Here is a 12,357-nt window from a genome sequence, read left to right as displayed (position 1 = left end):
GCTATCGGCGCGAAATCCGCGCCGACCCCGCTGCGCTATTTCGGCATGAAGGCTTTTTGCCGATTTCTGCGAATTTCATGGCGTTCTCGCCATATTCCTTCGCCATATCGCGCAGGTACCCGGTGTTGAGGTCGATCAGGGTCGCCATGTCCTTGCAATCAGCGACAGCCTGCATCTGCTTGCTGGCGGTCTGGAAGCGATGTTGCACGAAGTTGAGCCAGGCTTGGGTCATTTCCGAGTAGCCGGAGACATAGGCGCGCGATTGCTCTGCGAGGTCGGTAGCCATGTCGGCAGGAATCCGGGCTGCTTCATGCGACGGCGTGGTCTCGGTCATCATACGGCATCTCCCTGGGTATCGTGGCTCTCACTCTTTGTGCAGACCCTTCTTGTTCGTTTTGATTGCCTCACAAAAGTGATTCAATCAGAAACGGGAAGGGTCTAGCCCCGATATCTTTTGCATACCACAGATGGGCCGCGTTCCCAAGTGAGAATGACTTATTGAATCTATCTATGCGTGTATTTTGCGCGAAACTCGCGAGCAAAACGGCCAGCTCACCTTTCGCGACCACACGCCGCAGTTCCGCCATGAGGGATTGGTAGAAGAAAAGGTTATGCTGGGTCATCAGCATGGCCCCGAGGATCTCGCCGGACCTGATGAGGTGGTGAATGTAGGCGCGGCTGTATCGGCTGCACACGGGGCACCCGCAATCAGGGTCGATGGGCTGGGGATCGTCCTTGTGCTGGGCGTTGCGCATGTTGAGGGGCCAGACCAGGTGAATGCCTGGCCATTGCGCCCAGAGCGGGTCGGCAGGACGCAGTCGAACATGTCGATGCCGCGCTCGACCGCGCCGACGATGTCGTCCGGCTTGCCGACACCCATCAGGTACCGGGGCCGATCCGGGGCAGAAGCTGCGGCGCGTAGTCGAGGACGCCGAACATCAAGTCCTGGCCTTCGCCAACCGCAAGGCCGCCGACGGCATAACCATCGAAGCCCACGTCGATCAGCGCCTCGCTACTGATTTTGCGCAGGTCTTCGAACATGGAGCCCTGCTGGATGCCGAACAGCGCTGCGCCTGAGGCGTGCTCCCCGCCGGCATCGAACCCGGCGCGCGACCGGCGCGCCCAGCGCATGGAGAGCTCCATGGATTTTCGCGCCGTCGCGTGGTCGGCGGGGTAGGGCGTGCATTCGTCGAACGCCATCACGATATCGCTGCCGAGCAGGCGCTGGATTTCCATGCTGCGCTCCGGCGTCAGCATATGCCGTGTACCATCGATGTGCGACGCGAAGGCGACGCCTTCCTCCGTGATCTTGCGCAGGCCCGCAAGCGACATGACCTGGTAGCCGCCGGAGTCGGTCAGGATCGGGTGCGGCCAGTCCATGAAGCGATGCAGGCCGCCGAGTGCGGCAACCCGTTCCGCGCCCGGTCGCAGCATCAGATGATAGGTATTGCCGAGGATGATGTCCGCGCCGAGTGCGCGCACGTCTTCCGGCCGCATCGCCTTCACCGTTGCCGCCGTGCCGACCGGCATGAACGCGGGCGTGCGGATCGTGCCGCGGCGCATGCGGATTTCGCCGGTGCGCGCCTGGCCGTCGGTGGCGTGGATCGCGAAGTCGAAGCGCGGGGTCATGGGGTGCTCCGGTGCAGGAGGCAGGCATCGCCATAGCTGTAGAAACGATAGCCGCCAGCAATCGCGTGGGCGTAGGCCGTCTGCATCGTCTCCAGGCCGCTGAAGGCACTGACCAGCATGAACAGGGTCGATCGTGGCAGGTGGAAATTGGTCATCAGCAGGTCGACGGCCCTGAAGCGATAGCCCGGCGTGATGAAAATGCTGGTGTCGCCGGCGAAAGCCTGGACGCAGCCGCTGTCGTCCGTGGCGCTCTCCAGCAGGCGCAGGGATGTGGTGCCGACCGCGACGATGCGTCCGCCGCTGGCGCGCCGGGCATTCAGCCGCGCTGCCACCTCCGGGCGGATCGTGCCCCACTCCGCATGCATCGCATGGTCGGCCGTGTCCTCCGCCTTGACCGGCAGAAAGGTGCCCGCGCCGACATGCAGGGTCAAAGTCTCGAGCGCGATGCCGCGCGCTTTCAGCGCATCGACGAGTGCCGGCGTAAAGTGCAGCCCGGCGGTCGGTGCGGCCACGGCACCGGGATCGCGCGCGAACAGGGTCTGGTAGGATTGGGCGTCCTCAGCATCGGCGGCACGGCGCTGGGCGATATAGGGCGGCAGCGGCATGACGCCGTAGCGTTCGAGCGCCAGTTCGATCGGCTCCGATGCTTCCAGCCGCCAGAGCAACTGGCCGTCCGCCTGCTTCTCCTCGACAGTGCCGTGGAAGTGTTCACCGAAACGAACCGTATCGTCGGGTTTGAGCCGGCGCGCATTGCGCACGAACGCCCACCAGCGTTGTTGGTCGACACGCTTGTGCAGGGTGACGCCGATCCGCGCTTCGCCCTTCATGCCGAACAGTTGCGCCGGTATCACCCGCGTGTCGTTCAGCACCAGCACATCGCCTGGGCGCAGGCGATCCGGCAGATCGCAGACATGCCGATCCGCCGGCTTGGCGTCCGGGGTTACTTCCAGCAGCCGCGCGGCATCGCGCGGCGAGGCCGGCCGCAGCGCAATGCGATCCTCCGGCAGGTCGAAGTCGAACAGGTCGACGCGCATGCCGCCTTATTGCGTGGGGTGATCAGCGAGCACGTAGGCGCGCAGGATTTTCGTCGGGCTGGCCGGCGGCTCGCCGCGCGCGATGCCGTCGACAGCGTCCATGCCCTCAATGACCCGGCCCCACACCGTGTATTGGCCATCCAGGAAAAACGCGGCGTCGAAGCAAATGAAGAACTGGCTGTTGGCCGAGTTCGGATCGTTGGTGCGCGCCATCGACGCCGTGCCGCGCAGGTGTTGCAGATCGTTGAATTCAGCGGGCAGGTCCGGCAGGTCGGAGCCGCCCATGCCGGTCCCGGTCGGGTCACCGCCCTGCGCCATGAAGCCATCGATCACCCGGTGAAACACCGTGTTGTCGTAAAAGCCGCGCCGGGCCAGCGTCTTCAGGCGCTCGACATGCTTGGGTGCCTTGTCTGGGCGCATGGCGATTTTGACGGCACCCCGGTCGAGAGTTCGAACACCAGAATATTCTCCGGTGACTCCAGGTCGACGGATTGCGCGGTTGTGTCGTCTTGCGCCATGGCGGCTCCTCCTGTGGTGATCGCGACGCCGAGCGCCGCCGCGACGAAAGTGAAAAGTGCAACGCGCCGCGTTCGATGCGCAGTCTTCATGGTTAACTCTTCTCGTTGATCCCGTCGGCGACGCGCGCGGCGACGTCTCTGGCGATACGCGGCGGTACGAAACTGTCGATATCGCCGCCGAACATCGCAATCTCCTTCACCAGGCGCGAGGCGATGGGCTGCAGCGCGACGTCCGCCATGAGAAACACGGTCTCGATATTGGCGTTGAGCTTCTGGTTCATGCCCGCCATCTGGAACTCGTATTCGAAGTCGGACACGGCGCGCAGGCCGCGCAGGATCATGTTGGCTTTCTGGCTTTCGGCGAACTTCATCAACAGACTGTCGAACGCAACGACTTCGATCTGGCCGTGGATATCGGCGGTCTCTCGCCGGACCTGCTCCACGCGCTCGTCAAGCGAGAACATCGGCGTCTTCGAAGGGTTGGTCGCGACGCCGATCACGAGCCGGTCCACCAGCTTGGCACCGCGGCGGATGATGTCCAGATGGCCGAGCGTAATCGGATCAAAGGTTCCGGGGTAGACCGCGATGGTTGCGCCGTTCTGCATCACGCGTCTCCGAACCGCGAATGGGACAGGATCAATGATCGCGCTCGATGGCGAAGCGCGCGATCGCCCGCAGCAGGTCCGCCTGGGCACCGAAACTGGACAGATGGCTGATCGACTGGTCAATCAGAATCTGCGCTTGCTGGCGGGCGCGGTCGATGCCGAGCAGGGAGACGAAGGTGGATTTGCCGGCGTCCGTATCCTTTGCACTGCCTTGCCGACCAGTTCGATATCCCCTTCGACATCCAGCAGGTCGTCAGCGATCTGGAACGCAAGCCCGAGATCGTGTGCATAGCCACGCAGATGCACGCGCTGCTCCGGGTGGCCCGGCCCATGATGCCGCCCGCCTCCAGGCAAAAGGCGATCAGCGCCCCGGTCTTGAGCTGCTGAAGCCGGGTGGTGGCCGGCAGGTCGAACGTTGTCTCTTCCGCCGCGATGTCCATGGCCTGACCGCCGACCATGCCCGCGACGCCGGAAGCGCTCGCCAGTTCCTTCACCAGATCGATGCGGACGCGCGGGTCCTCATGGGTCTCCGCATCGGCCAGGATTTCGAAGGCGATGGTCAACAGGCCATCGCCCGCTAGCACGGCGGTCGCATCGTCGAACGCCTTGTGCACCGTCGGCCGGCCGCGGCGGAGATCGTCGTCGTCCATGCAGGGCAGATCGTCGTGAACCAGGCTGTAACAGTGCACGCACTCGACCGCGAGCGCGACCCGCAACGCGCGCTCCCGGTCGACATGAAACAGGTCGCAGGCCGCGATCGTCAGCAGTGGGCGCATGCGCTTGCCGCCGCCGATTGTCGCGTAGCGCATCGCCTCGATCAGGCGCTTGCGCGGGTCTGACGAGAGCGGGAGCAGGCGGTCGAACCGCTGATCCATGGTGATGGCGAGCTGGTCGAGGGCGGGTTTAAGGCCGGGTCCTGGCGCGATCATGGGGTGTCCGTGACAAAGGCGCGCTGCCGCGCGGTTGACCGTCCGCATCGATCTGCAGCCGCTCGATCCGCATCTGTGCATCGGCAAGTTTGGCCGCGCAATGACGCTTGAGTTCCGAGCCTTCGGCGAACAACGCGATGGATTGCTCCAGCCCGGCGCGACCCTGCTCGAGCTGGCCGACAATGGCCTCAAGCCGCTCGATCGCTTGCTCGAACGAGAGCGTCCTGATCTGATCCTGCAGGTCCTGGTCTGTCATTCCTGATGCTTCTGGCGGCCAACGCCGGGGCGGTCAAGCCACAAACACATGTCCTGTTTCGGGGCGCTCCCGGGGCACAAATGTCGATTTTTCTTACAAAGCGTCAAGGATGACATCATGGCCCATGGCAGTATTGCGTCAGGCGATTGTCGCTGAAATTGCTGGGGATGCGAATGTTCCTCAGTGGAAAAATGTTTAATCTGTTAGTAATATAGAGCAAGAATGGCGGGGTGGAGCAGCTTGGCAGAGAAATTGCTGTGTTTCTAGATATATGTCGTTTAGTGGCGCCGAAGCTCACGTTTGCGTTCATGGCTTGTTCATAAACGATGCGCATTAAGCATGACCAAGTGGATCGGGGGCTTCAGTTTTGAGCCAGCGTGTGAAAATCCTAGGCCTCCTGGCGGCTGTTTTACGGCGGCGACGGCGTTTGTCGTCGCGAATGCGGATCATAATTTTCTTGCACCGTCGCCTGTCGGGCAGCCGCTGGCACTGGCGACTCTTGCGAATGCCGAACAGGGTGCGGACGGGTTCACCCGGCAGGCGGCTGCGGATACGCTGCGCTGGCCGGCGTCGAGGACCAGCACCCACTGGCCGTTACCCAGGCGGCGCAGGCCGCGTTCGAGAACAGCGCTGGCACGGCGCTGGCGCGCTATTTCGACAGCGCGTTCGGCGATGCCGATGCGCTTGTGGCGCTGAACCGCAGCCTGATGGTCGCCATGTCGAGGGACAAGCGCTGGCGCGACCCGGCGCAGGCGCAGCGTGCGGCGCTCGCCGTGCGGCAGGCGACTGTGCGCGCCATGCTGCGTGCGCACTATATGCCGGCGCGGATCACGCCGGACGCTGCGCCGTCCGATGCCCGGCTGGCCTGGGCCGTCGACGCCAAGGCGCTGCCGGGTGCCAGGGCCCTTTCACCGGCGGTGCTCGGCGGCGATGTGACTGAGGTGGCCGCCCCCGACGCAAAGGGCGTGTTCGCGGCCGGCGTCTCCGGCGCCACCCGCTTCAGCGTGCCGCTGCCGAACGGCGACTATCGTGTCGTCCTGCTGTCGCGCGCGCAGCGGATCAGGCGGCGGTCGCGTGGCCGTTCGGTCGCAGGATCAAGGTCAACGGCGTCGCCCGCCCGTTGAGCGAGACCGAAATCACGCCAGCCAGCGGCTGGACCGACCTGACCGCGAAAGGCATCGGCCTGCACGCGCCGGAAGAAGTGCGCGGCATCGTCTCAGGGGCGACTTACCAGCCGGAGGGCGATCTTGCGAAGGCGGATCCCGCGCTCACAGGTGTTGCCCTGGCGGTGCCTGTGGCGGTGCGCAACGGCCGGCTGACCCTCGACCTCATTCCGGAAGCCGGTGCCCCGACGCTGTTGAACGCCGTTCTGCTTCAACGCACCGATTATGTGCGGGCGCAGCGTCTGACCGGCCAGACGATCACGGCGGCGCTGGGCGCGACCAATGGCAACGCTGCGTCCTTCATTGACTTCGTGCGCCCGCCTGCTGCGCTGGAGCGCCCAACGAACGGTATCGTCACCGCACCGCTCACAGCGGTCGTGCTCGAAGATGCGGTTGCGGGCGCGAAGTCCGGCACGCCGGAAGGGCTTGCCAATCTGCAGGCGTTTTTCGACCAGGCGGGCGGCGACAGCGCACGCCTGATCACCCGCGCACGCGCGGTGCTGGCCGCCGCCGGTGCGGACCTCACGATCAAGAGCCCGCTGCGGGACACGGTGATGGCCGCGATGCAGGCGTCGGCCGGCAAAGCCTATTTCATGCGCGGCATGATCCGCCGCGACGTGGCAGCAAGCAAGCGCGGCCTGTTCTACGACTTCGTGCAGAAGGGCAAGGCCGGCTACGGCAAGTTCGCCCGGGTCGAGCCGGGCAATGTGCACATCAGCGGCGAAAATCTCGGCATCGTCGACATCGCGCCATGGCGCGCGAACCTCACCACCGAGGGCATCAGCGGGGTTCGCCGCATCGAGGCGGAATTGCCGAACGGCGAATACCGGGTCTATCTCTATGCGCCGAAAATCTATGAGCCTGGCGGTTCGCCGGAGGCGTTTGGCGGCCCGGTCAAGATCAACGGCGTTGAAGTCGCGAGCCTTGACCTGCGCGGCATATCGCCGGAACTCTGGGTCCGCCACGCCGCACCGGCGGTCGGTCTGCGCGGTGGTCTGGAAGGCCGGGTGCGCGGCCCGGCCGGGCAGGCGCTCGAGAACGCCAAGACCGTCTCCATGCAGCCGGCCCATGTGCTGGACCGCCGTGGGCATTGCGGCGTGGTGATGGCGACGCGCGCGACGGTGAAGGACGGCAAGCTGGTCATCGATCTCTCGCCGGCCGCCGGCAAGGAACCGGTCATCGCCGGTATGGTGGTCGTCCCCGACAAGCTCGATCCGGGCCGGGCGGTGCAGCGGCCGCGCGGCATCGCCCAGCGTGCGCCAGACGTCAATCCGGCCGCCGGCGAGCCGTCGGAAGTGGCGTCGTCCGAGCAGGTGCCGGATGCCGCCGGTTTGCCGGACATCGCGCCTGATGCCGGCAGCCCGATCGGCTACTATGCCTTCCCGTCGCAGGCGGCGAATACCGGTGCGCCCGGCGTGCGCGGCCCCGGCTCGTCGCGCGGCTCTGTCCCGACGTTCCTGACGCCGGCATCCGGCGGCGGCGGTGGCGGTGGCGGTGGCGGCGGTGGCGGCTCATCCTCGGGGTCTGATGGGTCCAGCAGTTCCTCCGGTGCATCCTCCAGTAGCGGAGCGTCGTCTTCGTCCGGGGCGTCCTCCAGCAGTGGAGCGTCGTCCTCGTCCGGGGCGTCGTCGAGCAGTGGAGCGTCGTCTTCGTCTGGTGCATCCTCCAGCAGCGGCGCGTCGTCCGGTGCATCGTCCAGCAGCGGCGCGTCGTCGTCGTCCGGTGCATCGTCGAGCAGCGGGGCATCGTCCTCGTCCGGTGCATCGTCGAGCAGCGGAGCCTCGTCCTCGTCCGGGCGTCCTCCAGCAGCGGCGCGTCGTCCTCGTCCGGGGCGTCGTCCAGCAGCGGCGCATCGTCCTCGTCCGGGGCGTCCTCCAGCAGCGGGGCATCGTCCTCGTCCGGGGCGTCCTCCAGCAGCGGAGCCTCGTCCTCGTCCGGTGCGTCGTCCAGCAGCGGCGCGTCGTCCTCGTCCGGTGCATCCTCCAGCAGCGGCGCGTCGTCCTCGTCCGGGGCGTCCTCCAGCAGCGGGGCCTCGTCCTCGTCCGGGGCGTCCTCCAGCAGCGGGGCATCGTCCTCGTCCGGGGCATCGTCCAGCAGCGGAGCCTCGTCCTCGTCCGGTGCATCGTCGAGCAGTGGAGCCTCCTCCTCGTCCGGGGCGTCCTCCAGCAGCGGGGCATCGTCCTCGTCCGGTGCGTCGTCGAGCAGTGGAGCCTCGTCCTCGTCCGGGGCGTCGTCCAGTAGCGGCGCGTCGTCCTCGTCCGGGGCGTCCTCCAGCAGCGGAGCGTCGTCCTCGTCCGGCGCGTCGTCGAGCAGCGGCGCGTCCAGCGGCGGCAGCTCGGGCGGTTCCAGCTCCGGCGCATCGTCAAGCAGCGGCGGCAGTTCAAGCGGCGGCAGTTCTTCGGGCGGCACGGTTGAGGTCGATCTAGAGGCTGGCTCTTATGAAGTCTGCATCAAGGACGATCTGAGGCTTGACGGTACGGATTCGATCATCAAGGGCCTGACTGATGACATGTTCACAGTCGAGTGGTTGATCAGCACCGATATCGGCGAAATTCTGCTGGCCACCGGCGACGGCTATGGCGGCTTGATCGCGACGGTCGGCACCGGGCCTGGCACGACGCTGGATACGCCGGGGCTTTATGAGCTCATTCTTCGGATCATCGTCACCAACGTGGACCTCACCCAGACCGTCTACAACGGCAACGGATCGATCAAGGTCTGCCCGGACTGTAAACCCGTGCCAGAACCCAGCAGCCTTGGCCTCGTGGGGACTGGCGTGCTCATGATCCTGGCGGGCGGGCTGGCGACGCGACGACGAAAAGCGCGCGCTGAATAATTAAGCAAATCCTCACAAGTCATTGCCTATGCCGTTGCGGAATTGGCCAAAGCGGTTTGCGCCGCCGTCCGACGATGCTAGGACCGCCAGCGGGCCGTAGATTCCGAGGGGATTAGCGATGACAGAGACGCGCATAGGGCTGGTCGGCGCAGGGTTTATCGCCGCAACCCATGTGGACGCCATCGGCAGCCTGAAGGGGCTCAAGGTCACGGCCGTCATCGATCCGAACCTGCGCGCTGCGGAGCGTCTTGCCGCGCAGGCGCAAGGCGCCGGGCGTTCGCCTCGCTGGCTGAGGCGGTTGCAGCGCAGGCCGTGGACCGGGTGCATGTCATGGTGCCGCCACACCTGCATGCAGCCGTCGGCGGCGAGGCCCTCAATGCGGGCTTGCCGACCTTGCTCGAGAAACCTCTGGGCGTCACGCTGGCGGAGGCGAATGCGCTGGTGGCGCTGGCGGCAGGCAAAGGCGTGGCGCTTGGCGTCAACCAGAACTTTGCCCTGCACCCCGCGCTTGCCCGGTTCGCGCGCGATCTGAAAGCAGGGCTTTACGGTCGTCTGCGCCATGTCTCGCTGGTGTGCGCCGTGCCGCTGCGCCAGTTGACGGCGCGCCAGTTCGGCCACTGGATGTTCGCCAGCCCGCGCAACATCCTTCTGGAGCAGATGGTGCATCCGCTGTCCCAGATCGCGCATCTGCTGGAGGGCGTGGCGGTGACTGCCGCCGTCGCGCGATCGGCGGAGGAACTGGCACCGGGGTATCCTTCCACCGCGCGTTCGATGTGTCGCTGCGCGCCGGGCCGGCGACGGCGCAACTGCACATGGCGTTCGGCGAGAACTTCCCGCTCTGGCACCTGACGGCTGTGTGCGACGACGGCGCGGTGATCGTCGACTGCTTCCGCAACACGGTCGCACGGGTCGGGCGCACCCGCCTGCTGGAGGCCGCCGACACGGCCGTCAGCGAAGTCGGGGTCGGTCTGGGCCTGATCGGCCAGTCGCTTGGCGGGTTCGCCGGGTATCTCGGCGCGCAGTTGAAGCTGGTCGGGCGGCAGGACGCCTTCTTCCAGTCCATGCGCGCTTCGATCGAGAGCTTCCACACCGCCGTCAGCGCACGCCAGGTGCCGCCACTGTCCGGCGCGTTCGGCACATCCGTGGTAGGACTTGCAGAGGAAGTCGCGATCAAGGCCGGCGTTGCCGAGACCGCTGCCCCGTGCCTGCAAATCTGCTTGCAGCCGATGCAGAGGTTCCAGCTTATGATGTCGCCGTGTTTGGCGGTACCGGCTTCATCGGCCGCCATGTCGTCGAGCAGCTTGTCGCAGCCGGCTACAGCGTCGGGGTCGCAGCGCGCAATATCCGCGGCCTGCCGGAAATTTTCAGCCACGAGCGCGTGACGCTTGTCCGGGCCGATGTCACCCGCGGCGACGACATCGCGCGCGCCATCGGGTCGGCGAAGTATGTCGTCAACCTGGCCCACGGCGGCGCATCCGGCTCCCGTGAGGCGATCGTGGCCGCCATGGTCGGCTCGGCCGAGGATGTGGCGGAAGCCTGCCTCGCCAAAGGCGTCAAGCGGCTGGTGCATGTGAGCTCGATCGCTGCGCTCTGGCTCGGGGATCCGACAGAGACGATCACACCGGCGACGCAGCCCGATCCGAACGGAGCGGAGCGCGGCGACTATGCCTTCGCCAAGGCGGAAGCCGAGCGCCGCCTGCTGAAGCTCTACCGCGAAAAGGCGTGCCGGTGACCATCCAGCGTCCCGGCGTCGTGGTCGGCGAGGGCGGGGTGCCGTTCCATTCCGCACTCGGGCTGTTCAACAACGACCAGCATTGCCAGGGCTGGAATGATGGCCGCAACGGGCTGGCTTTCGTCCTAGTCGAAGACTGCGCCAGCGCCATCGTCAAGGCGCTGCAGGCGGGCGACGCCGTGCTGGGCCGTACGGACAATATCGTCGGTGGCGTCTACATGAGTGCGCGCGAATATCTCGAGGAACTGCGCCTGGTGCTTGGGCGTCCGCTCAAGTTCCACCCGCAGCCGATCTGGCTGCAGCAGTCCGGCGAGGTACTGAAGTGGGCGATCAAGCGCGCCGGCGGCCGGGCGGTCGACTTCCCGACCACACGTGACATCCGCTCGCGCGGCATGCCCTGCAAATGGGACATCAGCGAGACCGAGCGCGTGCTCGACTGGCGGCCCAATTACGACCCGGCGCGCTTCATCGAGCGCGGCATCCGCGTGCCCGCCCGCGCCATGCTGGACTGACCTTGCGCATCCTGCACGTCCATTCGACGTTCAATGCCGGGGACCGCAGGTGCGCGTCGCCCAGCTCGTCAACCACTGGGGTGATGCGCATGAGCACCTGATGGTCTCCAGCCTGCCGGACCAGCGCGGCGCGCTGGACCTGATCGCGCCGGGCGCACGTGTCACCTGGCTGGAAGATTTCCCGAGCCTGAAGGCAGGGCGGCTCTGGGAGCGGCTGCCGACGATCGGCGCGGCGCTCAAGCGCGTAAAGCCGGACCTGCTGCTGACCTACAACTGGGGTGCGGTGGACGTGTTGCTGGCCAACCGGCTGTTCGCACGTCTGCCGGCCGTCCACCACGAGGAAGGCTTCGGACCGGAAGAAGCGGCCGGGCCGCTGCTGCGGCGCTCGCTCTATCGGCGCGTGGCCTGCCGGGGCGGTGGCGGTGGTGGTCGTGTCGCGCGCTCTGGAACGGATCGCCCGGACGGCCTGGGGCCAGAGGCGGGTCGAATATGTGCCCAACGGCGTCGATGTTGCAGCACTCGCGGTGCCGCCGCAGCCGGATGCGATCCCCGGACTGCACAAGACGGATGACACGCTGGTGGTCGGCACCCTGGCGGGTCTGCGCCGGGAGAAGAACCTGCCCCGGCTGGTGCGTGCCTTCGCCAAGGCGGCCGAGGGCCTGAACGCCAGATTGGTGATCGTCGGCGAAGGCGCGGAGCGGGTGGCCATCGAAGCGCAAGCCGCTGCCTGCGGCGTGACAGACAGGCTGGTCATGCCGGGCTTCTCAAGCACCCGGCGCGCTATGTCGGGCTGTTCGATGTGTTCGCCCTGCCGTCCGACACCGAGCAGTTCCCGATCTCGCTGGTCGAGGCCATGGGGCCGGCGTGCCAGCTATTGCCACCGATGTCGGCGACGTGCGCGAAATCGTCTCAGCGGACAACCGGCCCTTCGTGGTATCGGTGGCGGATGAGGACGGCTTCGCCGCCGGCCTGCGGCATCTGCTGGAGGATGCAGCGCTGCGCCGCCGTCTGGGCGCCGCCAACCGCGAACGCGTCGCCGCGCAGTACAGCTTTGCGCGCTGCGCCGGGCACTATGCGGACCTCTATGCCCGGGTCGCAGCGCGCTGAAGTTTCCAGGCCAAGAACGGTGCGCTTCCCTGCCGC

At 66.4% G+C, this 12,357-nt stretch carries 18 protein-coding genes and 2 pseudogenes; 10 read left to right on the top strand and 10 right to left on the bottom strand.

Annotation, left to right across the window (positions count from 1 at the left end):
- Position 1 precedes the first annotated feature (1 nt).
- From E6W36_RS06300 to E6W36_RS06265, 8 genes and pseudogenes are all read right to left on the bottom strand, one after another.
- Positions 2 to 337, bottom strand: a complete 336-nt coding sequence (locus E6W36_RS06300) for a phasin family protein (protein ID WP_222874095.1) — start codon at positions 335 to 337, stop codon at positions 2 to 4.
- 181 nt (positions 338 to 518) lie between these two features.
- Positions 519 to 1,629 (bottom strand): annotated as a pseudogene (gene tgt / locus E6W36_RS06295) (tRNA guanosine(34) transglycosylase Tgt); the annotation flags it as partial.
- A complete protein-coding gene (gene queA / locus E6W36_RS06290; RefSeq protein WP_222874094.1) occupies positions 1,626 to 2,663 on the bottom strand; it encodes a tRNA preQ1(34) S-adenosylmethionine ribosyltransferase-isomerase QueA in 1,038 nt (345 codons plus the stop codon). The pseudogene tgt and the gene queA, both read right to left, overlap by 4 nt.
- Before the next feature lie 6 nt (positions 2,664 to 2,669).
- Positions 2,670 to 3,083 (bottom strand): peptidylprolyl isomerase, encoded by a 414-nt coding sequence (locus E6W36_RS06285; RefSeq protein ID WP_222874093.1) that lies wholly within the window; start codon positions 3,081 to 3,083, stop codon positions 2,670 to 2,672.
- Positions 3,044 to 3,181 carry a hypothetical protein gene (locus tag E6W36_RS06280; RefSeq protein ID WP_222874092.1) on the bottom strand — a complete coding sequence of 46 codons (138 nt, stop codon included), beginning with the start codon at positions 3,179 to 3,181 and terminating at the stop codon, positions 3,044 to 3,046. The genes E6W36_RS06285 and E6W36_RS06280 overlap by 40 nt, the downstream gene beginning before the upstream one ends.
- Before the next feature lie 92 nt (positions 3,182 to 3,273).
- On the bottom strand, positions 3,274 to 3,786 hold the full coding sequence (gene coaD / locus E6W36_RS06275; protein ID WP_222874091.1) for a pantetheine-phosphate adenylyltransferase: 513 nt from the start codon (positions 3,784 to 3,786) through the stop codon (positions 3,274 to 3,276).
- A gap of 31 nt (positions 3,787 to 3,817) precedes the next feature.
- Positions 3,818 to 4,715: pseudogene (locus tag E6W36_RS06270) on the bottom strand (polyprenyl synthetase family protein).
- Positions 4,690 to 4,971 (bottom strand): exodeoxyribonuclease VII small subunit, encoded by a 282-nt coding sequence (locus tag E6W36_RS06265; RefSeq protein ID WP_222874090.1) that lies wholly within the window; start codon positions 4,969 to 4,971, stop codon positions 4,690 to 4,692. The pseudogene E6W36_RS06270 and the gene E6W36_RS06265 overlap by 26 nt, the downstream one beginning before the upstream one ends.
- Positions 4,972 to 5,310: 339 nt before the next feature.
- Here E6W36_RS06265 and E6W36_RS06260 point away from each other — a divergent pair, with 339 nt between their 5' ends.
- Together E6W36_RS06260 and E6W36_RS06255 are read left to right on the top strand one after the other, a co-directional pair.
- Entirely contained in the window at positions 5,311 to 5,667 is a 357-nt protein-coding gene (locus E6W36_RS06260) for a hypothetical protein (protein WP_222874089.1), read from the top strand.
- Positions 5,658 to 6,095, top strand: a complete 438-nt coding sequence (locus E6W36_RS06255) for a hypothetical protein (RefSeq protein ID WP_222874088.1) — start codon at positions 5,658 to 5,660, stop codon at positions 6,093 to 6,095. The genes E6W36_RS06260 and E6W36_RS06255 overlap by 10 nt, the downstream gene beginning before the upstream one ends.
- Positions 6,096 to 6,187: 92 nt before the next feature.
- Here E6W36_RS06255 and E6W36_RS06250 read toward each other — a convergent pair whose 3' ends face one another.
- A complete protein-coding gene (locus E6W36_RS06250; protein WP_222874087.1) occupies positions 6,188 to 7,225 on the bottom strand; it encodes a hypothetical protein in 1,038 nt (345 codons plus the stop codon).
- Positions 7,226 to 7,400: 175 nt separating this feature from the next.
- A complete protein-coding gene (locus E6W36_RS06245; RefSeq protein ID WP_222874086.1) occupies positions 7,401 to 8,543 on the bottom strand; it encodes an ICP22 family protein in 1,143 nt (380 codons plus the stop codon).
- A gap of 100 nt (positions 8,544 to 8,643) precedes the next feature.
- Here E6W36_RS06245 and E6W36_RS06240 point away from each other — a divergent pair, with 100 nt between their 5' ends.
- The 8 genes from E6W36_RS06240 to E6W36_RS06210 all read left to right on the top strand — a co-directional run bounded on the left by E6W36_RS06240 (position 8,644) and on the right by E6W36_RS06210 (position 12,321).
- Positions 8,644 to 8,970, top strand: coding sequence for a PEP-CTERM sorting domain-containing protein (locus E6W36_RS06240; RefSeq protein ID WP_222874085.1), 327 nt, complete (start codon positions 8,644 to 8,646; stop codon positions 8,968 to 8,970).
- 111 nt (positions 8,971 to 9,081) lie between these two features.
- Positions 9,082 to 9,819: a Gfo/Idh/MocA family protein gene (locus E6W36_RS06235; protein ID WP_222874414.1), complete on the top strand. Its 738-nt coding sequence runs from the start codon at positions 9,082 to 9,084 to the stop codon at positions 9,817 to 9,819.
- Positions 9,744 to 10,352 (top strand): hypothetical protein, encoded by a 609-nt coding sequence (locus tag E6W36_RS18270; RefSeq protein ID WP_246048435.1) that lies wholly within the window; start codon positions 9,744 to 9,746, stop codon positions 10,350 to 10,352. The genes E6W36_RS06235 and E6W36_RS18270 overlap by 76 nt, the downstream gene beginning before the upstream one ends.
- A complete protein-coding gene (locus E6W36_RS06230) occupies positions 10,247 to 10,702 on the top strand; it encodes an NAD-dependent epimerase/dehydratase family protein (protein WP_246048274.1) in 456 nt (151 codons plus the stop codon). Before E6W36_RS18270 ends, E6W36_RS06230 begins: the two co-directional genes overlap by 106 nt.
- Positions 10,693 to 11,214, top strand: coding sequence for an NAD-dependent epimerase/dehydratase family protein (locus tag E6W36_RS06225; protein WP_222874083.1), 522 nt, complete (start codon positions 10,693 to 10,695; stop codon positions 11,212 to 11,214). Before E6W36_RS06230 ends, E6W36_RS06225 begins: the two co-directional genes overlap by 10 nt.
- 49 nt (positions 11,215 to 11,263) lie before the next feature.
- On the top strand, positions 11,264 to 11,785 hold the full coding sequence (locus E6W36_RS06220) for a glycosyltransferase (protein WP_222874082.1): 522 nt from the start codon (positions 11,264 to 11,266) through the stop codon (positions 11,783 to 11,785).
- A complete protein-coding gene (locus E6W36_RS06215; RefSeq protein WP_222874081.1) occupies positions 11,739 to 12,164 on the top strand; it encodes a glycosyltransferase in 426 nt (141 codons plus the stop codon). The genes E6W36_RS06220 and E6W36_RS06215 overlap by 47 nt, the downstream gene beginning before the upstream one ends.
- The gene (locus E6W36_RS06210; protein WP_342776816.1) at positions 12,079 to 12,321 is read left to right on the top strand and encodes a glycosyltransferase; all 243 of its coding nucleotides are present in this window, start codon (positions 12,079 to 12,081) and stop codon (positions 12,319 to 12,321) included. Before E6W36_RS06215 ends, E6W36_RS06210 begins: the two co-directional genes overlap by 86 nt.
- Positions 12,322 to 12,357 lie beyond the last annotated feature (36 nt).

The sequence above is a fragment of the Hankyongella ginsenosidimutans genome, from assembly GCF_005144965.1.
GTDB lineage: Bacteria > Pseudomonadota > Alphaproteobacteria > Sphingomonadales > Sphingomonadaceae > Hankyongella > Hankyongella ginsenosidimutans.
The sequence above is the reverse complement of the archived record's forward strand: the minus strand, read 5'-3'. Positions and strand labels throughout refer to the sequence as shown.

Bases quoted from the DNA above. Each gene is read 5' to 3' on its own strand.
- E6W36_RS06300 (WP_222874095.1), bottom strand. From the start codon at position 337: ATGATGACCGAGACCACGCCGTCGCATGAAGCAGCCCGGATTCCTGCC.
- queA (WP_222874094.1), bottom strand. From the start codon at position 2,663: ATGCGCGTCGACCTGTTCGACTTCGACCTGCCGGAGGATCGCATTGCG.
- E6W36_RS06285 (WP_222874093.1), bottom strand. From the start codon at position 3,083: ATGCGCCCAGACAAGGCACCCAAGCATGTCGAGCGCCTGAAGACGCTG.
- E6W36_RS06280 (WP_222874092.1), bottom strand. From the start codon at position 3,181: ATGGCGCAAGACGACACAACCGCGCAATCCGTCGACCTGGAGTCACCG.
- coaD (WP_222874091.1), bottom strand. From the start codon at position 3,786: ATGCAGAACGGCGCAACCATCGCGGTCTACCCCGGAACCTTTGATCCG.
- E6W36_RS06265 (WP_222874090.1), bottom strand. From the start codon at position 4,971: ATGACAGACCAGGACCTGCAGGATCAGATCAGGACGCTCTCGTTCGAG.
- E6W36_RS06260 (WP_222874089.1), top strand. From the start codon at position 5,311: ATGACCAAGTGGATCGGGGGCTTCAGTTTTGAGCCAGCGTGTGAAAAT.
- E6W36_RS06250 (WP_222874087.1), bottom strand. From the start codon at position 7,225: ATGCCCACGGCGGTCCAGCACATGGGCCGGCTGCATGGAGACGGTCTT.
- E6W36_RS06240 (WP_222874085.1), top strand. From the start codon at position 8,644: ATGTTCACAGTCGAGTGGTTGATCAGCACCGATATCGGCGAAATTCTG.